The sequence below is a fragment of the Colwellia sp. PAMC 21821 genome, from assembly GCF_002077175.1.
In the GTDB taxonomy this organism is placed as follows: domain Bacteria; phylum Pseudomonadota; class Gammaproteobacteria; order Enterobacterales; family Alteromonadaceae; genus Cognaticolwellia.
Genome location: NZ_CP014943.1, coordinates 1,368,635 through 1,390,097 on the forward strand (window position 1 = coordinate 1,368,635; position 21,463 = coordinate 1,390,097).

At 38.3% G+C, this 21,463-nt stretch carries 13 protein-coding genes; 7 read left to right on the plus strand and 6 right to left on the minus strand.

Translation table 11 applies throughout. From position 1 onward, the window contains the following. The first annotated feature begins 85 nt into the window (after positions 1 to 85). Complete coding sequence (locus tag A3Q33_RS05755) at positions 86 to 1,057, plus strand: hypothetical protein (RefSeq protein ID WP_081179124.1); 972 nt, start codon at positions 86 to 88, stop codon at positions 1,055 to 1,057. 17 nt (positions 1,058 to 1,074) lie between these two features. Here A3Q33_RS05755 and A3Q33_RS05760 read toward each other — a convergent pair whose 3' ends face one another. Beyond that, positions 1,075 to 4,488 (minus strand): ATP-binding protein, encoded by a 3,414-nt coding sequence (locus A3Q33_RS05760; RefSeq protein WP_081179125.1) that lies wholly within the window; start codon positions 4,486 to 4,488, stop codon positions 1,075 to 1,077. 119 nt (positions 4,489 to 4,607) lie between these two features. Then, on the minus strand, positions 4,608 to 5,987 hold the full coding sequence (locus A3Q33_RS05765) for a PhoH family protein (protein ID WP_081148379.1): 1,380 nt from the start codon (positions 5,985 to 5,987) through the stop codon (positions 4,608 to 4,610). Positions 5,988 to 6,400: 413 nt separating this feature from the next. Here A3Q33_RS05765 and rapA point away from each other — a divergent pair, with 413 nt between their 5' ends. From rapA to A3Q33_RS05780, 3 genes are all read left to right on the plus strand, one after another. Next, positions 6,401 to 9,313, plus strand: coding sequence for an RNA polymerase-associated protein RapA (rapA, locus tag A3Q33_RS05770; protein ID WP_081179126.1), 2,913 nt, complete (start codon positions 6,401 to 6,403; stop codon positions 9,311 to 9,313). A 96-nt stretch (positions 9,314 to 9,409) separates the two neighbouring features. Then, positions 9,410 to 10,093, plus strand: coding sequence for a bifunctional tRNA pseudouridine(32) synthase/23S rRNA pseudouridine(746) synthase RluA (rluA, locus tag A3Q33_RS05775; RefSeq protein ID WP_081179127.1), 684 nt, complete (start codon positions 9,410 to 9,412; stop codon positions 10,091 to 10,093). 157 nt (positions 10,094 to 10,250) lie between these two features. Then, complete coding sequence (locus tag A3Q33_RS05780; protein ID WP_081179128.1) at positions 10,251 to 11,297, plus strand: DUF3530 family protein; 1,047 nt, start codon at positions 10,251 to 10,253, stop codon at positions 11,295 to 11,297. Between the two features lie 109 nt (positions 11,298 to 11,406). Here the strand turns inward: A3Q33_RS05780 and A3Q33_RS05785 are convergent, their stop codons facing one another. Both A3Q33_RS05785 and A3Q33_RS05790 read right to left on the minus strand, forming a co-directional pair. Next, positions 11,407 to 12,477, minus strand: a complete 1,071-nt coding sequence (locus A3Q33_RS05785) for a WD40/YVTN/BNR-like repeat-containing protein (protein WP_081179129.1) — start codon at positions 12,475 to 12,477, stop codon at positions 11,407 to 11,409. 146 nt (positions 12,478 to 12,623) lie between these two features. Then, complete coding sequence (locus A3Q33_RS05790) at positions 12,624 to 13,004, minus strand: YacL family protein (protein ID WP_081182323.1); 381 nt, start codon at positions 13,002 to 13,004, stop codon at positions 12,624 to 12,626. A gap of 434 nt (positions 13,005 to 13,438) precedes the next feature. On the opposite strand from A3Q33_RS05790, the gene A3Q33_RS05795 reads away from it, so the two are divergent. From A3Q33_RS05795 to A3Q33_RS05805, 3 genes are all read left to right on the plus strand, one after another. Then, entirely contained in the window at positions 13,439 to 14,146 is a 708-nt protein-coding gene (locus A3Q33_RS05795; protein ID WP_081179130.1) for a substrate-binding periplasmic protein, read from the plus strand. A 76-nt stretch (positions 14,147 to 14,222) separates the two neighbouring features. Continuing rightward, entirely contained in the window at positions 14,223 to 14,996 is a 774-nt protein-coding gene (locus tag A3Q33_RS05800; RefSeq protein ID WP_155866711.1) for a hypothetical protein, read from the plus strand. A gap of 972 nt (positions 14,997 to 15,968) precedes the next feature. Continuing rightward, on the plus strand, positions 15,969 to 18,776 hold the full coding sequence (locus tag A3Q33_RS05805; RefSeq protein WP_081179132.1) for a bifunctional aconitate hydratase 2/2-methylisocitrate dehydratase: 2,808 nt from the start codon (positions 15,969 to 15,971) through the stop codon (positions 18,774 to 18,776). Between the two features lie 139 nt (positions 18,777 to 18,915). Here A3Q33_RS05805 and A3Q33_RS05810 read toward each other — a convergent pair whose 3' ends face one another. Continuing rightward, positions 18,916 to 19,278 (minus strand): hypothetical protein, encoded by a 363-nt coding sequence (locus A3Q33_RS05810; RefSeq protein WP_081179133.1) that lies wholly within the window; start codon positions 19,276 to 19,278, stop codon positions 18,916 to 18,918. A 127-nt stretch (positions 19,279 to 19,405) separates the two neighbouring features. Beyond that, entirely contained in the window at positions 19,406 to 21,358 is a 1,953-nt protein-coding gene (locus A3Q33_RS05815) for an alpha/beta hydrolase family protein (RefSeq protein WP_196798057.1), read from the minus strand. Positions 21,359 to 21,463 lie beyond the last annotated feature (105 nt).

Sequence of the window (21,463 nt, forward strand, 5' to 3'; positions counted from 1 at the left end):
GTAAAAGTAAAGCTAAAGTGAGAAATTAGCTTGCCAGCAAAAATTAACGTAAGCTTTAGATGTTGCTAGCTTAGGATAAAGGTCAGTGGTGAAATTTATTGGTATTGTTGTATTTTTAATATTATGTTTGCCAAGGTTCGCTTGGGCGGAGCAGCTTGGTTTTAGTAAAAAAACCACAGATGAATATATTCAATTCAATTACCAATGGCTAGACCAAGCTCAACAAACACAATCATTAAGCTTTGCTATTGATAAAGTCATTATATTTGATCGTTTTAGAAACTTTAAAAGCTACAACGCTCTGCATGCAAAAAAATACGTCGATCAAAAAATCAGACAAAAGCTCAGCCAGGACCCAATCGACAATGTACAAATAAAATTTATAGGGGCTGGTGATAATTTACAAATTGAGCTAAAAAGTGATAATCAAAATACAATCGACCAAGCCTATAAAAGCATTACTAAACTTAAACAAGACTTCATGAATGAACATTTAGCCCGTAATTTTTACACGCAATTTGTTTCTTATGATAATAGTTTATCTATTAAGCCTGATCATGTTCGATTTGCACAAACTTCCGTAGCTGATTTCTCCGTACTAAAGGCGCTTATTTTAGACAAGGTATCCACTAAAGATGTTAGAGAGGTCGGCGATTATGTCCTCGGCTTTGTACAAAGCATTCCTTATTCAACTTTAGAATCGAGAATATCTTCAACAGGTGCTGGCTTTAATCCTCCACTGCAAACGCTATTTCAAAACCAAGGCGATTGCGACAGTAAAGTGACACTCACCGCGGCAATTTATAGGGCGCTAATGCCTCGAATGAAAGTGATGCTAGTTTTTATCAATAATCATGCTTTACTCGCCATTAATATTCCAAGTAAAGGTAACGAACTTACCATTACCGTTGATGGTGAAGCCTATATTCTAGCCGAGCCAACGGGTCCTGCCATGATGCGGGTTGGCGAGTTAACAGCAGATTCTGAGTTTGCCATTCGCAATGGCCGTTATTATGCAGAAGAATTTTCTCCTGAGCCTAGCACTGAGGTCAATTGAAATACCTAGAATTAATTCTAGGTATTGCTCATTTGCGACAAAATACTATCGCGTAATACATTCAAACTAATGGGCTTAGCAATATGTAAGTTCATGCCGGCTGCTATACATTGCTGCCTATCTTCTTCACGCGCATGTGCTGTCATGGCAATAATGGGTAACTTATTATATTGCTGTTGAGCACGAATGTGCTGGGTTGCAGTTAATCCATCCATGACCGGCATTTGAATATCCATTAGAATAATATCAAAATTGTCGAGTGGTAACTTATCTAACGCTTCTTGGCCATTTTGTGCAACAACCACATGCGCCTGCATAGATTCTAATAGTTTAATGGCGACCAGTTGATTAACTAGGTTGTCTTCAACTAGCAATATTTTTAGTCCAAAAAGACTCGGCATTATTTTAGGTCGATGTGCATCAATCTCAAGCGGATCAACCGTCACGTTATCATTGATTAATGTTCCGCTTGCTGGCACCCGCGTAAGTTCATTAGCGAGCTTAGCAATAACATCTCGATACAAGGGTATTTCAAGTAATAAATAATTAACCTGAGAGCCGTTTAATTGATCAAGTAGTTGAGTGGCAATAATGCTTGCCCTTGGCTGACATAACGCAAGCACACTAACTTCTTGCTTTATTATCGCCAATTCACTGTCTGAAAAGCCTTGCGGGTACTGGCTACTATCAACAAATAGTATTTTAGCGCTTTTATCAGTAACGGTTGCTAGCGCTGTAAAATTTGAAATATCAATAATAGGCTGAGTAATATCGGTAAAGTTTTCTCGTAATTTATCAGGTATATTTACCGCTGAGTTAAACACAGCCACTGTCGAAAATTGCGTTGTAAACTTAGATAAAAAATCTTCACAATATTGGCTATCGTCAGCGTTATTATCTGGCAACGCTAAAGCTATATCCGAAGTTATGTTTAAAGGTATGTTTAAAGGTAAAGCTAAGGTAAATTCTGCGCCTTGGCCTAAATCGCTCTCAATGGTAATTTCGCCCCCTAGTAATTGCGCAATATGTTGGCATATTGATAGCCCAAGCCCTGTACCACCATAAACACGAGTCATCGACTCATCGACTTGTTTAAAAGCTTCAAATAGGTCTGTTTGTTTTGATTTTTCTATGCCTATACCGGTGTCTTTAACTTTAAATAAAACCTCGATATTATTAGCTTTTAGGCGATTTTTAGCTGTGTTAGATAATGCCACGGTAAGTTCAACTTTACCCCGCTCAGTAAATTTAATCGCATTATTGAGTAAATTACTCAGCACTTGTACTAAGCGCATGGTGTCAGTATGAATATATAAAGGTACTTGGCTATCAATGGCGACACTTAAGCTTAAGTCTTTCCCAACGAGTGCAGCAATATTTAAATTAAGTGCCTGCGATACAATGCTTTCCAGCTCTATCTGTTCTTTATGCACTGACATATTGCCAGATTCTACTTTTGCTGAATCCAGTAATTCATTCACTAAATAAAGCAATGTATTCGAAGCTGTTTGTGCATTCCCCAAATATTGTTCCTGAATTTTGTTAAGCCTACTTTGTTGTAACAGAAAAAACATACCTTGAATGGCATTAATGGGCGTGCGAATTTCATGACTCATATTCGCTAAAAATTGGCTTTTAATTTGATTGGCTTCTTCGGCCTGATTTTTAGCTCGCTGCAGGGCTTGGTTAATCTCGAATTGCTGCGTAACATCACGAATTAAAATTATACTGCCAAGTGATTCATTCTGTTCACCATAAAACGGTGCTTGATAAATTTCATAGGTATTCTGTTCAGTAGAAATAGTTTGATGATAGGCTGTAGATGAGATTCCTTGTGGGTTTTCACCTATACTCTGCGCGACTTTCTCGCCGATATCGGTTGCAATAAAATCATTAATTTTACCACCTAAAATATCAGCTTCTTTTTGTGATACAAGTTGCTCAACCGCTTTATTACAACCAATTAAAAGGCCTTGCTGGTCATTAAATAGAATATAATCTGGAATAGCATCCATCACTGACCGTAGTAAGGCATAGTCACGCTGATGTTGCTCACTTTTATAGAATAGAGCTTGGGTTTTTTCTTTCACCCTTAGATCTAACTCATTGTTTTGATCTTTTAAGCGCTGCATTAAGCTGCGGTTATCACCAAACAAATCTTCGACAATTTTAAACCAATGCCGCCACTCATCAGATGGCTGTATTTTACCCGGGTCGCCCGCTGAACAATATTCAATATGACTAATGAATTTTTTTGATGGCGCAATGAATGAGCGGTGTGTCACGTAATAAATCACCACTAATAAACTTAACAGCCCGAAAAAAACACCCACTAATATCGAGATAAAGCGCTGATTAATTACCGCATAAAAACTATTTTTTCGATGATACTCAAGTAGAATCCAATTATTAATCGGCAGTTGCTCTCGTTGCACAACCCAATCACCAATTTCAGCACTGGGCGGCAAGTTTAATAGCGTTTGATAACTAAATTGATTTAATTGTGACGGCGCTGCATCGCTAAAAGCGGTATTGGCATTTAGCGTAAAATTGGCGACATTTTTATGCAACAAAACATGGCTATGCTTATCAACAATAATATAGCCATGATCTTTATCGCTTATATTAGGTAAATAGTTATAAAAGCCCGCCGTATTAATATCAATCAGCACCGCCCCTTTTATCTCATTATCTAAATAAACGCCCATGCCCAAAGCCGCATTTAGACCTTTGCCGGCAGAATCAACATAAGGCTGGGACCAAAACTTTTCATCCTTAAGCTTTGAGGCTTTTATTTTCAGCATTAAACCATTCGTTAAGCTTTGATCACTGTACTGCCAAATATTTCTGGGTACCCAAGGGTATAAATTAACAAAGCGACGCACTGAAATGTAATACAACCAGTTAGCTTCTTTAATCGACTCCTGTGCAGTAACAAATGCGGGTGTTAATGCATTTGCCATAATCAACTCATGCACAAATGATTGATTAAAAGCGTCAATGCGGCCAACACCTGTGATGTTGCCGCTCATGATGCGATTATTCGTCGTTAAGTTTTGACGATTTTTATTCTGATAAAAGTATTTACCTTCTTGTCGCAATGACGGCGCTTTACTGGATAATTCTTCAGGGAAACGTAAATAATATTCAGCTAAGTCACGAATACCGGTCAGTGTTTCAACCGTACTATTGAGCTTATTATTTAGCTGGGTACTATACCGACTCATTTCCGCTAATTTATCGTTACGGTGGGTATCACGGGCAAGAAAATAACTATAAAGCGTTATAATAAAGGTCAGTAGCATAATGCTTGTAAAGACCATAATTACCGATTTATTGTAGCGTTGAAAAAGTTGTTCTTTTGAATTTTCTGCTAACACTAGGAAGCCCTGATAAGTAAATAAACGTAAAATTGTTGATGGCTCACTCATCAACAATTTATCGTTAACTTTATGACTTAATATTAAATCAAACTAGCCGTTGAGAACAGCAGAGAAAAACATAACGGCGATATCATTAAAAATACCTGACATCACCAAGACCTAGAGACTTATAAGTTTTCTTCCGCGAAAGAGGCTAAACGACTACGAACCACGCCATTTAAATTGATATTACTACTGCCTGGAAAGTCTTTAAAGCGTTCTACAATGTAGGTCAGGCCAGAGGTGACTGCGGTTAAATAGTTACTGTCAATTTGCGCTAAGTTACCTGAACAAACTATTTTAGTACCTTCGCCACAGCGGGTAATAATGGTTTTCAACTGCGAAGCCGTTAAGTTTTGGCACTCATCAAGTAAAACCAGCGCATTTTGAATGCTTCGACCACGCATAAAGTTCACAGACTTAAACTGAATATTGGCTTTGTCCATAATGTAATCAAGGCTTCCGTTCATATTTTCGTCTTGTTTATGCAGTACTTCTAAAGAATCAGTGATTGCCGCTAACCATGGCGCCATTTTTTCTTCTTCTGTACCGGGCAAAAAGCCAATTGACTCTGCTATTTCAGGGGTACTGCGCGTAACAATAATTTTATCGTATAGCCCGCGTTCAATAACTTGTTCTAACGCTGTGGCCAAGGCAAGCAATGTCTTACCACAGCCTGCAGGCCCGGTGAGAATAACTAAATCAATGGTGGGATCAAGCAAAGCATCCATCGCCATGCCTTGATAAATGTTTTTTGGATGAATGCCCCATGCTTGCTTTGCCATTAAGCGTTCACGACTTAAATCGACTATTGATAATTTTTCATCGTCCCCGCCCGTAATTTTACCCGCAAAATGTTCGCCTTCATCAATAAGGTATTCATTGATATAACTGTTGGGCAGTAAATCGCGTTTAATGTAGTGGGTGGTATTACGACCTTGGGTTTCACTTTCGCACTCTTTTACGTGCTGCCAGAAATCACCGGTAAATTGGTGATAACCTTTGGTTAAAAATTGAATATCATCAATCAGCTGATCAGTACGGTAGTCTTCAACAAAAGCAAGCCCTGCACCTTTTGCCTTTAAGCGCATGTTAATATCTTTTGTAACCAGCACTACTTTGTTTTTTGGGTTTTGTGCTTGTAAATAAATTGCCGTACTAATAATGCGATTATCATTTTCATTAAACGACAACTTTACTTTACTTTCGTCCAAGGCATAATCGTTAAAAATGGATAAACATCCACTGGGGTGTAGTTCATCGTTTTGCGGTAATTTAACACCGGAAAGTACTTGCTCTGGTGATGCATTGACTAATGTATCTTCAAGCGCTCTGATGGCAACTCGCGCATCACGGCTCACATCTTTGTTGCGATCTTTAATAGAATCTAATTCTTCTAATACCGTCATCGGTACGACAACATCATGTTCTTTGAAGGAGAGAAAGGCGAAGGGTTCGTGTAATAATATATTGGTATCTAAAACATAAATAATTTTATTAACTGTCATATGAAGATCCTTTCACAAGTTGAAGGCTCCACAGCGATGTTTATTAGTAACAGCTGCCAGAAACCACAAAAAGTTGATAACTCATCTAACCAAAATAATTCAATAAATCATTTATTTATATCATTGCTTTTACAACAATATAAACGGCTTGTACCATCAAGCATATAACCACTCTACAGTTTATTTCCCCGCAAGCAAGCAGCTTTTTACTGATTAAGCCTTAAGTATCAAGGACTATTATTGTGCTGCGAATGCGTTATGGCTTAAAACAAAATTAAATTCTATTAATTTTAAAGAAAAAAAGTGCGCTTTTACTGATTTTTTTAATGATCACTTCTATGATTAACGATATTATAGCGCCCTTTTTTTGACGTGTATTTTTTACGCGAGTTATTGAGTTGGAGTTTTTTTTTATGTCATTTTACCCTGGACAACGCTGGATTAGTGATAGTGAGTCAGATCAAGGACTAGGTACCGTTACCGCTGTCGAAGGTCGTTTTGTTACTATCGTATTTACGGCTACTGGGGATGCAAGACAATATGCCATAGATAATGCACCTTTAACCCGAGTTATTTTTAATGCTGGCGATAATATTCCAAGCCATGAAGGTTGGTCACTTACCGTCGAATCGTTCGAAGAAAATAATAATTTATTGACCTACTTTGGTGTTAGACAAGACACCGGCGAAGCTTGTTCATTAAAAGAAATGATGATTGATCATTTCATTAAATTTAATAAACCTCATGATCGCCTCCTTAACGGACAAATTGATCGCCTTGATTGGTTTCGTTTAAGAAAAGACTGTCTACATCATCAATTTAGCCAACAACAATCAGATTTAACAGGCCTAAGCGGTGGCCGTGTTAGCTTGATCCCACACCAATTATATATTGCTGAAGAAGTCGGTAGTCGCTTTGCACCTCGGGTTTTGTTAGCTGATGAAGTGGGTTTAGGTAAAACCATTGAAGCTGGCTTAATTATTCATCAACAATTAGTAACAGGCCGTGCTAAACGTGTGCTAATTATTGTACCAGAGTCATTAATGCACCAATGGTTGGTTGAAATGTTACGTCGTTTTAATCTGCCGTTTAGTATTTTTGATGAAAGTCGCTGTGAAGAGACATCAGATAACGGCGATGATGAAAATCCATTCAGCCAAGAACAACTGGTGCTAGTTAATCTTGGCTTTATTACCAAAAATCCTCGCTGGTATGAAGCGATGATTGATGAAGAATGGGACTTGATGGTTGTCGACGAGGCACACCATTTAAGTTGGCAGCAAGATAATGCCAGCATAGAATATCAATGTATTGAGCAATTAGCGCAAACCATACCTGGGGTTTTATTGTTAACGGCGACACCTGATCAATTAGGTCATGAAGGTCACTTTGCTCGCTTACGTTTACTTGATCCTGATCGCTTCTTCGACTATCAAAAGTTTACTGAAGAAGAACAACATTATACCGAAGTCGCTGATGCAGCAAATACGCTGATCACTGATGAACCACTTGCTAGCGAACAAATAACCACGTTAACCACCTTGTTGCACGAAGCCGATGTTAGTGCACATATTGCGGCAATCAATCATGCTGAAAAGTCAGAGCAAAAAAATGCTCGCCAGCATATTCTTGATCAACTTTTAGACCGTCATGGCACAGGTCGTATATTGTTTCGTAACAGCCGTAACACCATTAAAGGTTTCCCCGGCCGTGAATTACATGCTGCGCCAATGGCAATGCCAGAAGCCTATCAAGACGCTATCAATGAACTCTTATTGTCAGGCACTGCTGAAGATTTAAAATCACAAGCACAAGCAAAACTTATTTTTACGCCAGAAACATTGTTCAGCTTAGACAGCCATGAAGATTGGTATGATATTGACCCACGCGTCGATTATTTAATTGAGCTTTTACAGTCATTGAAAAAAGAAAAAGTCTTAGTTATTTGTGCAAATGCGCAAACCGCTATCGACTTAGAAACCGCCTTGCGTGTTAAAGAAGGTATGCGTGCTGCGGTATTTCATGAAGGTTTAAGCATTTTTGAACGTGATCGTGCTGCCGCCTACTTTGCTCAAGATGAAGATAGCGCTCAGGTGCTATTGTGTTCTGAAATTGGTAGCGAAGGACGTAATTTTCAATTTGCACATCATTTAGTCTTGTTTGATTTACCACGTAACCCAGATTTACTAGAACAACGTATCGGTCGCTTAGACCGTATTGGTCAGACAGAGACTATTCGTATTCACGTGCCTTATTTTGAAGACTCTGCGCAAAGTTTACTGTTTAAATGGTATAAAAAAGCGTTGAACGCATTTGAGCATACTTGTATTACTGGCCATGCAGTTTTTAACGCTTTTGGTGAAAAATTATTTGACCTAGCACTTAGCGCCAGTTGGGATTCTAACGAAGCGGAAACGTTGATCAAGCAAAGTCATGAGAAACATTTAACCATCAAACAAGACCTTGAATCAGGCCGAGATAAATTGCTTGAGCTGCACTCTTCAGGCCAAGGTAAAGCACATGCCTTAGTTGAAAAGATTGAAAAGTTAGATCAACAAATTCATTTGCCACAATTCATGTTTCAGTTATTGGATGTTTTTGGCATTCAACAAGATGATAAAGCAGATAATGCCATTGCACTGCAACCTTCTGAGCATATGTTGTGTACTAACTTCCCATGCTTACCTGAAGACGGCACAACGATTACTTTTAACCGTCATACCGCACTAGCAGTTGAAAACTACCAGCTTATTACCTGGGATCATCCTATGGTACGTGGTGCTATGGACCTTGTTCTTTCTGATGAAATAGGTAACTCAAGTATTGGCCTATTGAAAAACCCGGCACTGCCTGCTGGCACATTTTTCTTAGAGTGTATTTTCACCTTAGAAGCTATTGCACCAAGCAATTTGCAGCTAGGTCGTTATTTACCGACTACACCTATTCGCATCTTAGTCGACAAAAATGGTAATAACCTTGCCGATAAAGTCAGCGAAACAGTATTAGATCAACAACTGTCACCGGTGAAAAAACAAGTGGCACTGCAATTAGTTAAAGCATTGAGAAGCCAAGTGGCTCCGTTAGTTGCCAAAGCAGAAGCACATGCGGATGCGCAAATTTCTTCTATTCAAGCAAAAGCGCTTGCAGGTATGCAAGTAGCCATGGATGAAGAACATCAACGTTTAACGGCGCTAAAAGCCATAAACCCAAGTGTGCGTCAGCAAGAAATTGACTTTATTTTGATGCAAAAAAATGCCTTAGCTGAATATATTGAAAAAGCACAAATTCAGTTTGAAGCTGTGCGGTTAATTGTTGTCAGCAACTAGGCTAGAAAGCACTAACAACTAAGAATAAAAAATAGTAAGGCTACGCATATTGTGTAGCCTTTTTGTTTCACGCAAGTTTAAAAGGAATACCTTAAGATGGGTGCTAACCCTGATTTTATTTATCAGCCCCCAATGAGTCCTTACCTTGATATTGTTTATCAAGATAACGATATTGTTGTCTTCAATAAACCTAGCGGGCTATTGACGGTACCCGGTCGCTTGCCTGAACACCAAGACTGTTTACAAAATAGAGTGCTAAAAGTGCTGCCTACGGCAACCGTGGTTCATCGCTTAGACATGGCAACATCGGGCATTATTTTAATGGCACTGAATAAACCTGCCCATGTAGCAATTAGCCGTCAATTTGAAAAGCGCTTAACGCAAAAAAGCTACATTGCTCGGGTCTTTGGTAAAATTGAAAAAACTCAGGGTTCTGTTGAACAACCTTTAATTTGTGACTGGCCAAATAGGCCAAAACAGAAAGTCGATCATGAAAATGGCAAAGCCGCGTTAACCCATTACAACGTGCTAAGTTATCGTGAAAACAACGATAAAAAAATAACCACCTTAGTTGAACTGACACCGGTAACAGGACGCTCGCACCAATTACGGGTGCATATGCTTTTTCTTGGTCATCCAATACTTGGCGATCGACTTTATGCCCACCAGCAAGCATTAACCATGAGTAATCGCTTGCAATTACATGCAAAAATGCTACAAATAACGCATCCAGTTTCTGCGCAAACATTAACATTTTCAAAAGCCTGCCCTTTTGATTAATACCAAAAGTTACAGAGGTTAGATAAAGGTATTAGTTAAAGAGATTAGTTAAAGAAAATGTCGATAACGTCGATACTAGCTAATGTCGATACTATAGGCACACGCGTTTGGTAGCGCCATCCTGTTAATCACTCATCTGTCAGAGGAAAGTTACTTTATGCGTTTAAAAATAAAACCATTATTTAATTTCATTATATTAGCGACATCGACCCTACTGTTTAATAGCACGCACTCATTGGCCTTTGACCCTATCCAAGAAGTACAAGAGCAGCTAAAAACAGGTGCAAAAACAGAGAAAAGTGCTAACAGCGAAACGGCAGGTACAGAGCAAAGTACTAACAGCGACACTGAAGCAGAAACAAACACGGAATCCGACGATAAAAAAGCTGACCCTGAGTCAATAAAAGACACTGATACAGCAGAAGATGAACATCAACACCACGTCATCATCAACCCACCGGTTGATTCGTTTGAACAGCAGCAGCAAGATATTAAACACTACTTATCGCAAGAGAAAATCAGTCCAATACTTGTTGGATCTGAAAGTTATCTGACGGCGATTAATGAACACACCACGGCGATTAACAAAGGTGTGATGGTGTTAATTCCTGATTGGCAACAAAGCATAGCAACACCTAACGCACTTAATCAGCTTCGTAAGGACATGCCACAGCATGGATGGACAACCATTACCTTGCATCCTCCAAGTAAACCAGAAAACTACCCATCACAAGCATTCATGGCGCAAGAACGCAGCACTGAAGATAGCGACACTTTAACAAGCTATAGCAAAAAATTTGCCGATATTATGCTAGCGGTAATTGAGAAAGCTAAAAGTTATCCTGGAGTCATAATTGTTGTGGCAGAAGGTAGTAATAGCGCTGTATTACTCGGCATATATCAGCAAGCGTTAGTGGCTGCACCCGCGGCATTTGTTATGCTTAGTAGCTATATGCCAACAATACCAGCAAGCGATAAAATAGCGCAACAATTGGCAGAAACAGATTATCCCATACTCGATTTATATTTAAAGCGTGACCACCGGTTAGTGCTTGCGAATGCAAAAATAAGAAAAGATGCTGCTAAAAGAGAATTGAAAGTGTATTACCGACAAAAGCAATTAAGTAATCAAGTTACCGGTTACTACCCTAAAAACACCTTAACAACAGAAATTATAAGCTGGCTTAGTGCGATCGGCTGGTAATATTAATTCAAGTTAAAAACACAGTTTTATGCATAGCCTAGTCCAGAATAAAGTTAAGCATAAAGTTAAGAACAAAGTTAAAATCATTGAGAAATATGAACAACTGCACTCATGGATTGGTGCGATATATTGCAACCTTCCCTTGTGCTCCTGCGGCTAAAAACAATCCATTATCACTGGCGATAGTATAAAAACCCTGGTCGTTTATTTCGCTTGAAGTATCGTCAAACGCTTGCCAATGTTGTCCGGAATCTGTGGAAATATCACTGCCAGTTTTGCCACTGGCAATACAAATATTTTCGCTGCAGCTCATCGCGGTGCGCAAACCACGTTGACCCGCATCAATTGGCTGCCATTGCTTGTCTAAAAAGGTGGCAATATTGGCGTAACTTGCTGGCCTTTGCAGATAATCTCCACCTAGCACAAAAACCTGCTGTTGACTGTTCAGCGCTAACGCATAACCGCCTGCGGTTTGTGTTTGTTGAAAAAGCGGCACACTTTGCCTTAGCCAACTTTCGCCCCAATCACTGCTGTAATAAACTGAAGCTGTAAAGCCCCCCGTAGTTAACCAAGCTTGACCATTTTCATCTGTAATAAGCGTATTGCCACTAGCGGCAAAGGCGGCTTCTTTGGGTAAGATTTTAGGGAGTTTTAACCGCGCAATTCTTCGCCATGTTCGACCCGCATCTTCGGTTTTTTTAATCACATAAAAACCGTCAACAGGGTCGCCTAATAATAGCCCTGTGGTATTATTCCAAAACGCAATGGAATCATAAAAGCCCTTAGCATCTTCATTCTGTAAGAGTAATTGCCAAGTTATGCCAGCGTCTATTGTTTTATATAAAACAGATTGAGCGCCTTCCCCTACACCCATTACGATAGCGGTGTTATGATCAAATAATGCGATATCACGAAAGTCGGTATTAACCTTTGCAATAACCGAGCGATCTAACCAAGTTTTACCTGCATCTTGGCTAACATATACCGCATTTTCGCTGCCCGTTATCCAGAGTGAATCTTGATAAACTGCACTGCCGCGCAGTGACACCTTTTTAGCTATATCCCCCCTTTGCCACGGTGTTAATTGTGCATGGACGATGGTCGGCATATTTACAGCAATAAATAACAAAAAAACAAAGCACATTTGAAAAAGCTTTCTAGAAGAAGTATTTACAATCATTTACTTACCATAGATTACAAGTGAGGTCTGACTATCACGATTTTTATCTGTAAAATCAAGCCTCAGCAATTAAAAACCAGGTGAAATATAAAAATTTGTCATTCAAAACTTATCAAAAATTAATAAAATAATGGTCTTATGCATACCTATCTTTTATTGACGAACTTTGCCCAAGACAATAGTATTTCTCGAAAATCTTCGCGTCCACAAGATGACGAGTCCTGTTGATCAAAATCTATATCTTCTTCAATCAATGAATCTGGCAATACCTCAAGTCCGTCCATACTGGCATTAGTTTGTACTGTGACATCACCACGATTAAAAACCACCGTGTATTCGTTACCTGTTATAGTAACTTCTAACTTTTTCTCTGCTTCAATATCTGCCATAGCTGACAATAACTGTTCAAGCTTGTCTGTATCAGTACCAACTTCAACTTCTAACCACGGACCAATAACTTCATGATCAAGTGAGAACTTAGCGATAGCGCCGCCTGTGATTGGATCATCTATAAATTGATATTCCATATATACCTCATTCTGAAAATTTTTCGAAAAACCTATTTTACCCATTGGATTAAATAACTGCATCGCTTAGACTCAATTATATAACCCGTTTGGCATTTTGTTAGCTAATTTCACTCAGCGTTTGCAGCAGTGTTTAACATCTAATTGAAAGCAAAAAAGCTAGCCTAAAAAACCATCATCTAATAATGAAAATCTACTATATTTAGTAAGGACCTTGTTATAATAGATATTGCCACTTAATTGTAGCAAAACCCTAGTTTTTAACACGAAATAACTCAGGTTAATGAAATAAAATAGTGTTTTAGTCTTGGCAAATAAGGAAATGATTTATCACAAATATTGGCAATAATTTTTTCATAGTAAAAATAGACTTAATTAAACAAATACCGCTGCTCGTTCGCGCTAGTTTGGGTTGTCTGTTTTTTTTATTTTTTATGTCATTTAAAATCACAGCGCAACCGCTAAATACTATTATTGTTGCTACGCATATTGAACCGCCATTCTCCAACATTGTTGACGGTATATTCATTGGCGAAAATATTGATATCGCCCATGCATTGGCAGCCAAATTAAATAAAAAAGCGAGTTTTGTCTATTGCCCTCCTGCTCGCTGTTTTGCACTATTACAAAGTGGTCAAGCCGACATGATGATTGCGATAAGGAAAACAGAAACAAGAAAACAGTTTCTACAATATCTTGAACCGCCAATAAAAATACAAAAGCTGCCGTTACAATTCTATATTCATGCCGACAGTAAAATCGATTTAAATAGCTATGAAGACCTGCATTCTTTAAACATTGGCGTTTTAAGAGGAGCTTCATATTTTGATCAGTTTGACCAAGATACACAACTCTCTAAAATTCCATTAACTAACTACCAGCAACTCGTTGATATGCTATTAAAAGGGCGCATTGACACCTTCCTTGAGCGCGAAGAAACTATCACACCCTGGGTTGATCAAAAGGTTTATAATACTCAAATTAAAATAGCGAAGTTCGCTTATGACAAAACGGTAGGATCTTATATTACGGTGTCAAAAAAATCTGCATTAGCCAATGAAACAACACTTTTATCACAAGCCTTAAAGGACTTATCTGACAAAGGTGAGTTGCAGGCTATTGTAAAGAAAGTGAGAAATTGAGTTGAATATCAATTGAACTTACACTGCGCTATCGCGTCTATAACTTATCTTCTATTTATCTGATATTGATATTGTTGTGCGAAAAGGAACTTACCCCGCCATTCTATGTTCCTTAATTATTCATGGCATAATTGTTTATTTAATGCTGATGGCGCAACCAAACAAGCCAAAAATAGTAAAATCAACGACCAAAACAACACCGATAAAAAGCTTTATATATTACCCACCAAATGTAGCCAAAACTGAAGCAAACGCAGTTAATAAAAAGTTGTTAGAAAAAGCCCCGACAATGGAATCGCCTGCTATTGAACAAACTGAGCTTAATAATAAACCAACAGAAAATAACCTAACGCCTGAAATAACAAAAAAAGCGCTTGATGATTCACCTCCAGCTGACTTAGCGATAATGGAAGCTATTGAATTACCTGAAACGGACAATAAAACCACTGAGCCGACCCCCTTACCAAAGCCTACAAATAGAAAATTAGATAGTTTCACGCAATTACAAAAGCTGCGCAGTACACTTAATAAAAATTCGCTTCAAAATACAGATAACCCCTATCAAAGCTATCAACCACCTTCAGTTTTTAACACCAACTCAACGTCGGTCCCACATTCAGTCCCCATAAAAGATGAAGAGAAAGAGCGAGAAAAAAACACTAAAAACATGGGGGCAGGAATAGCGATTACCAAAGGTGATGACGGCAGATGTTCAGTGACTCAAGACTTAAGTGCTTATGGTTTAAGCGAAGGTTCATCTACACAATTTTTCAGCTGTGGGGAGTCAAAGTTCGATAAAAGCTTTCGTGAGCATATGAAAAAAGTTAACAGTAAATTAGGTAAAGATTAATCCGATAATTTTCATGAGCATTTATAATATTGCTTTGGACTTTTTCTTTAATGGCCTATAGAGAAATGCCGATTGTAAAAATAATAATCGAGACAGGGTTATTTCTCATCAGATTAATCGTTTACTTAACCGTTGACGGGCTAAAGCCCGACCTACAAAGAAACACCTGTCCATCAGGTTTGATTTTAAATCAAACTATAAAGCGGGATCATATAAAGTAGGGTCAGATACACATTAATTGATTTTGGTGGCTTTGGTCATTGTAAAAGAGGCAATATTGAGCTCAGAGCTTGACCATGTTGCTCGTTTTAGAGGATATCAGGCAACTAAAATTTAATGTGTATCTGACCCTACTTTATTTGATGAACAACCAGGAGGCTTGCTTCTTGCGCCCGCTTTATCATAAATACTATGGTAACCTTCAGCAGTAAGCTGGTCTCTAACCATTTCGGCGGCGCCACCCATAAGCGTGTTGGTAAGGTTTTGCCAAACTTCTCAATCAGTTTACCAGCAGTTCGGAAATGGCCATTATCAGAATAAATAGCTTAAAAAACCTCACCAGTATAACCGTTCTTTCTACTACCTATAAATAGCGTGAATAGTGCTTATTTAATCAAGTGATTAGTAGTAACTATAAAATCAGGTAGAATATAGGCAAATTTTACACAGCTAGGCTTTGTTGACCTTCATGTATAAATTTTGTTCGAATACACTATTGATTAACAGCAATACAATTGATGTAGCATAGTTGTCTTGATATGATTTTTTGCAACATAGCGCGAAAAAACACATGCTCAAGCTTGATATAAATGTTATACCCATTTGATTAATTAAGTGATCTACTTTTTCATGAGAAAAAATAAGCCGCTAATTAATCAACTTGGTATTAATAAACAACTCGAACGAAACCAGTAAAAATCAACAATTCCTAGTGATAATATTACTAGTATATTTAGTCAAAGAGGGAATCAAATGAGCCTATATTTAGAATATATCGCAGAGATTGAAAGTCGTAAGAATGATCTAGGATTAGCACCTAAGCCGATTGATGGCGCTGAGTTATTAGCAGAAATTATCGATCAAATTAAAGATCAAGGTAACGAGCATCGTGCCGATTCACTTAACTTCTTTATCTATAATACTTTGCCAGGTACAACAAGTGCCGCAAGTGAAAAAGCTAAATTCTTGAAAGCAATTATTCTTGGTGAATCTGTTGTTGCTGAAATCTCAGTTGAGTTTGCCTTTGAATTGCTTTCTCATATGAAAGGTGGACCTTCAGTAGAAGTACTACTTGATTTAGCCTTATCTGACGATACATCGGTTGCACAACCTGCCGCAGAAGTATTAAAAACCCAAGTATTTTTATACGATGCTGATACTGCTCGCCTTGAAGCAGCATTTAAAGCCGGTAACGCCATTGCTAAAGATATTCTAACCAGTTATGCAAACGCTGAGTTCTTTACAAAACTGCCTGAAATAGACGAGAAAATTGAAATTGTGACTTATATTGCTGGTGAAGGTGATATTTCAACAGATTTATTATCTCCAGGTCATCAATCTCATTCTCGTGCAGATCGTGAATTACATGGTCAATGCATGAGCACGCCAGAAGCTCAAGCAGAAATAAAAGCATTACAAGTTAAGTACCCTAATGCGAAAGTTATGCTTATCGCAGAAAAAGGTACTATGGGTGTTGGTTCATCTCGTATGTCTGGTGTTAACAACGTTGCACTATTAACCGGTAAGAAAGCAAGTCAATACGTACCTTTTATCAACATTGCACCCATTGTTGCTGGCACAAATGGTATCGCTCCAATCTTCCTAACAACGGTTGATGTAACGGGTGGTATTGGTCTTGACCTTAAAAACTGGGTTAAGAAAGTAGACGCAAGTGGTAATACCGTTGTTGACGCAAATGGTGATGCCGTGCTGGAAGAATTGTACTCAGTAGCTACAGGTACTGTATTAACTATTGATACCAAAGCGCATAAATTATTCAACGGCGACCAAGAGCTTGCTGATATATCTTCAGCCTTTACGCCACAGAAAATGGAATTTATGAAAGCTGGTGGGTCATATGCTGTAACGTTTGGTAAGAAACTACAAACATTTGCAACAGAAGCTTTAGGTGTTGAACCTGTCAGCGTATATGCATCTTCAAAAGAAATTTCGCATGCAGGCCAAGGCTTAACGGCTGTTGAGAAAATATTTAACCGTAATGCCGTTGGTGTTTTATCTGACTCACCATTGCACGCAGGCTCAAACGTCCGTGTTAAAGTAAATATTGTCGGCTCGCAAGATACTACTGGCCCTATGACATGTCAGGAATTAGAAGCAATGGCTGCTTCTACTATATCGCCAATTGTTGATGGTGCATTCCAATCAGGTTGTCACACAGCATCTGTTTGGGATAGTAAAGCAAAAGCGAATACGCCTAAGTTAATGAGCTTTATGAACGCGTTTGGTTTAATCACAGCACGTGATCCTAAAGGTGTTTATCCGGCAATGACGGATGTTATTCACAAAGTATTGAATGATATTACTGTTGACGACCGCGCTATTATCATTGGTGGTGACTCGCATACACGTATGTCTAAGGGTGTTGCCTTTGGTGCCGACTCAGGCACGGTAGCAATTGCACTGGCAACGGGTGAGTCTGCAATGCCAATCCCTGAATCAGTGAAAGTGACCTTTAAAGGTCATATGAAAAAACACATGGATTTCCGTGACGTTGTTCATTCAACACAAGCACAAATGCTGAAGCAATTTGGCGGTGAAAACGTCTTCCAAGGTCGTGTAATCGAAGTACACATTGGTACGTTAATGGCTGACCAAGCATTTACTTTTACCGATTGGACTGCAGAAATGAAAGCAAAAGCTTCAATCTGTATTTCTCAAGATAATACCTTAATTGCATCACTTGAATTAGCGAAAAGTCGCATCCAAATCATGATTGATAAAGGTATGGAAAACCCAGCGAAAACGCTTCATGGTTTAATTGCTTTAGCTGATAAACGTATTGACGAGGTTAAGTCTGGTACTACACCTGCACTAAGACCTGATGCAAATGCTAAATACTTCGCTGAAGTAGTCGTTGATTTAGACCTAATCGACGAACCTATGATTGCCGATCCAGATGTAAACAACGACGACGTATCTAAGCGTTACACGCATGACGTTATTCGCCCTGTTTCTTTCTACAATGGCAAAACGGTTGATTTAGGTTTTGTTGGTTCATGTATGGTACATAAAGGCGATATGCAAATCATTGCGCAAATGTTCCGTAATATTGAAAAGCAAAATGGTAAAATTGAATTTAAAGTACCACTAGTTGTAGCGCCACCAACATACAATATTGTTGATGAGCTTAAAGCTGAAGGCGATTGGGCAATACTACAAAAGTATTCAGGTTTCGAATTTGACGATGTAAATCCAAAAAATTCGGCACGTACTAAGTATGAAAACATCATGTACTTAGAACGCCCTGGTTGTAACTTATGTATGGGTAACCAAGAGAAAGCTGAACCGGGTGATACGGTAATCGCTACATCTACACGCTTGTTCCAAGGTCGTGTTGTAGCTGATACCACTGAGAAAAAAGGTGAATCATTATTAGGTTCAACACCGTTAGTTGTACTTGCATCTATGTTGGGTCGTTTCCCTACATTGGCTGAATACAAAAGCGCTGTAGACGGTATTAACCTAACAGACTTTGCTCCACCAGTTGAAGTATTAACAACGCCAGCAACCGCTGCTGTTAGAATTGCTGATCCTAGCTAAGATCAAAATAGTTAACTAGCAATCAGCTAAAAACTATTAAGCAAAAGGGTTACTTTACAACATTGTAAAGTAACCCTTTTTTGTCTCTATTTTTTGTCTCTATTTTTTGTATCTATTTTTTGTCTCTAAATGGCCATTATTATTTGATAGCAGCTGGACACTCAATATTAGCGGATAGCGACGGCATGATCATATTAGGAAATGACAATTTGTCATCAAAGCGTTCAACACCTTCTAGCACTTCAATTTTAAAGCCATAGCTTTTACAAATACGTAATGAGCGGCGCATTAAAAACGTAGCCAATTTACTAAACTCGGTATTTTGCTTAGCAATAACTTGCAGATGATGCTTACCGTTCTCCAAATCGGTTTGTTTGAATTGTATTTGATGATCAAAATCCCATTGCGAGGCACCATTGGGCGTCTCCTTTTGGGTTGAGCAAGCACTCAGTAGTATCAAAGACGATAATAAAATAATATTTTTCATAGTGTTAATATCCATATAGCTAAACCTCAAGTTATGAGATTAATGTTATTTAGTATAGTCTGACAGACAATCTATGAAAACAAAATTAAGACCTAAAAAAGCCAGCGTGCATGCTGGCTTTTCAAATAACATCTGTTCTGAATTATTTTAAGTGCTGCTTAAGGAAATCGTTGAGTTCTTTAAATGCCTCAAGCCTATTATCGGCTTCGTCTAAATAATGAGTACCATATTCGAACTCAACATATTTTACATCTAAGCCGGCGCTTTTCGCCTTATTAAAAAAATCTGATGATTGCTCTACACGGACTTGGGTATCATATCGACCATGCATTAATAAAATAGGCGATTTAATTTTATTAATATGATTAATCGCAGATAAACGCTCCAATTCACCCGCCACTTTATCATCCGTTGGATCGCCGATAGTGTTAACTATACTTGCACGTATATTTCCTTGCCATCTATAGTCTTTTTCTGCCAAGGTATACAAATCACTAATACCTGCAATACTAACAATACATCGATATTGTTCCGGCTGTTGAAATGCAGCTGTCAATGCGGCGTAACCACCATAGCTGTAACCTGCAAAACAAGATTTATTAGTATCAACAAGGTCTTTACCTTTTAACCAGTCAAAACCATTATACAAGTCCTGCTGCATACGTTTGCCCCACTGATGGTAACCTGCAGTTTCAAAGTTTGTACCAAAACCGCCAGATCCTCGATAGTTCACCTGTAAAACGGCATAACCTTGGCTAGTAAAAAACTGAACGTAAGGATCAAAGGTTTGATAATCTCTTATACCAATAGGCCCGCCGTGTGGCCAAACAACAAGCGGAGGTTTGCTTTCACTATTGCTACTCAGAGGTAAGGTCAAATACCCGGTCAAACCAACACCGTCATCCGCATCAAATTTTATCGGTAATACATTAGGCATAGCCTGCCTTTCTAAAAAAGGATAAGTACTAAACCACAAGCCCCCTTTTTTATTTTTAATATCTAACCAAAAAAATTTTTGCGGACTATTATCTTTTGTCGCATAAACCAGCATTTTAGTTTTATCTTCACTACGGCTAAATATAGTTGCTTGATAACCTTTGAAGCTATTTTTAACTAAAGAAGAGATCTTGCTGTCTTCATCTTGAAAGTAATGTTCGCGTAAGTAATCATCGTAATAGTAAACGCCGATAACACGGCTTCTGTCTGCATTATAGATCGCAGAGGTAACATCATACTCCTCATGTCCAAATAACATATCAGCAAATTTACCGGTTTTTATATCGTAAGACCACAGAGCTTTTCGTCTAGTTTTATAATCACTTATAACAAGTAGCTTATCATCCTGTACTATAATCGGAGAGAATTTTTCGCCCCTGTATGCTTTTTGCTTATGTAGCAGTTTCCATTCAGATTGCTCATTCTTTCTATGCCAAATTGTATTTACATCGCTAATTTTTTTACTTTTTTCAGTGCCGTAACCAAATAGCACTTCGCCCTTTTCATTAGCAACCCACGCATACACATCAAACTTATTTACAAATAGCTTATCAAAGTCATTTTCATAAACATTAACTTTATATACCGCTTGAGCTTCATCTCTATAATCATATGTTTGCAATAACACGTGCTTTTTATCATCTTTTAATAACGATACAAGTCGCAAGCTTCCAGCATTTCTAATTTCCCATGGTGCCGCACTAGGTGGCATTTTCGTTTTAAGCTCAACAAGATCAGTGCCATCCGTATTCACCGAAAAAATACGATCGCGTCTAAATCTGCGATTAAGTATATTTTCTGAATAACTGGCAACAATTAATAGACGTGATGAATTTACCCACGCAATATCTTCAATACGATCTTGAGACTTCTTCAGTTGTACAATTGTTGATACTTCAGCCGAACCAAAATCACTAATAACGACGCTAGGACCATCACTAGCATTATAAATTGCCGCTATAAATTTACCATTAGGTGATACGCTCGGGTACTCTATCATTGGCAGCGTACCGAACTGTTCATAATTCAAAGCCGGTGTTTTCGCATGCCCAAAATAGGCAACCAGACTTAACATAAGAGTTAGTAATATTTTATTCATTATTTGCATCCAAGCTATTGTTATTTATTTGTTAATCTCAACAATATATTTATACACCATTTGGACACAAAAAAGCCAGCGTAGTCGCTGGCTTTTTAATCGATG

Excerpts from the sequence above, each read along its gene's own strand:
- A3Q33_RS05760 (WP_081179125.1), bottom strand. The coding sequence starts at position 4,488 with ATGAGTGAGCCATCAACAATTTTACGTTTATTTACTTATCAGGGCTTC.
- A3Q33_RS05765 (WP_081148379.1), bottom strand. The coding sequence starts at position 5,987 with ATGACAGTTAATAAAATTATTTATGTTTTAGATACCAATATATTATTA.
- rapA (WP_081179126.1), top strand. The coding sequence starts at position 6,401 with ATGTCATTTTACCCTGGACAACGCTGGATTAGTGATAGTGAGTCAGAT.
- rluA (WP_081179127.1), top strand. The coding sequence starts at position 9,410 with ATGGGTGCTAACCCTGATTTTATTTATCAGCCCCCAATGAGTCCTTAC.
- A3Q33_RS05780 (WP_081179128.1), top strand. The coding sequence starts at position 10,251 with ATGCGTTTAAAAATAAAACCATTATTTAATTTCATTATATTAGCGACA.
- A3Q33_RS05785 (WP_081179129.1), bottom strand. The coding sequence starts at position 12,477 with ATGATTGTAAATACTTCTTCTAGAAAGCTTTTTCAAATGTGCTTTGTT.
- A3Q33_RS05790 (WP_081182323.1), bottom strand. The coding sequence starts at position 13,004 with ATGGAATATCAATTTATAGATGATCCAATCACAGGCGGCGCTATCGCT.
- A3Q33_RS05795 (WP_081179130.1), top strand. The coding sequence starts at position 13,439 with ATGTCATTTAAAATCACAGCGCAACCGCTAAATACTATTATTGTTGCT.
- A3Q33_RS05805 (WP_081179132.1), top strand. The coding sequence starts at position 15,969 with ATGAGCCTATATTTAGAATATATCGCAGAGATTGAAAGTCGTAAGAAT.
- A3Q33_RS05810 (WP_081179133.1), bottom strand. The coding sequence starts at position 19,278 with ATGGATATTAACACTATGAAAAATATTATTTTATTATCGTCTTTGATA.
- A3Q33_RS05815 (WP_196798057.1), bottom strand. The coding sequence starts at position 21,358 with ATGAATAAAATATTACTAACTCTTATGTTAAGTCTGGTTGCCTATTTT.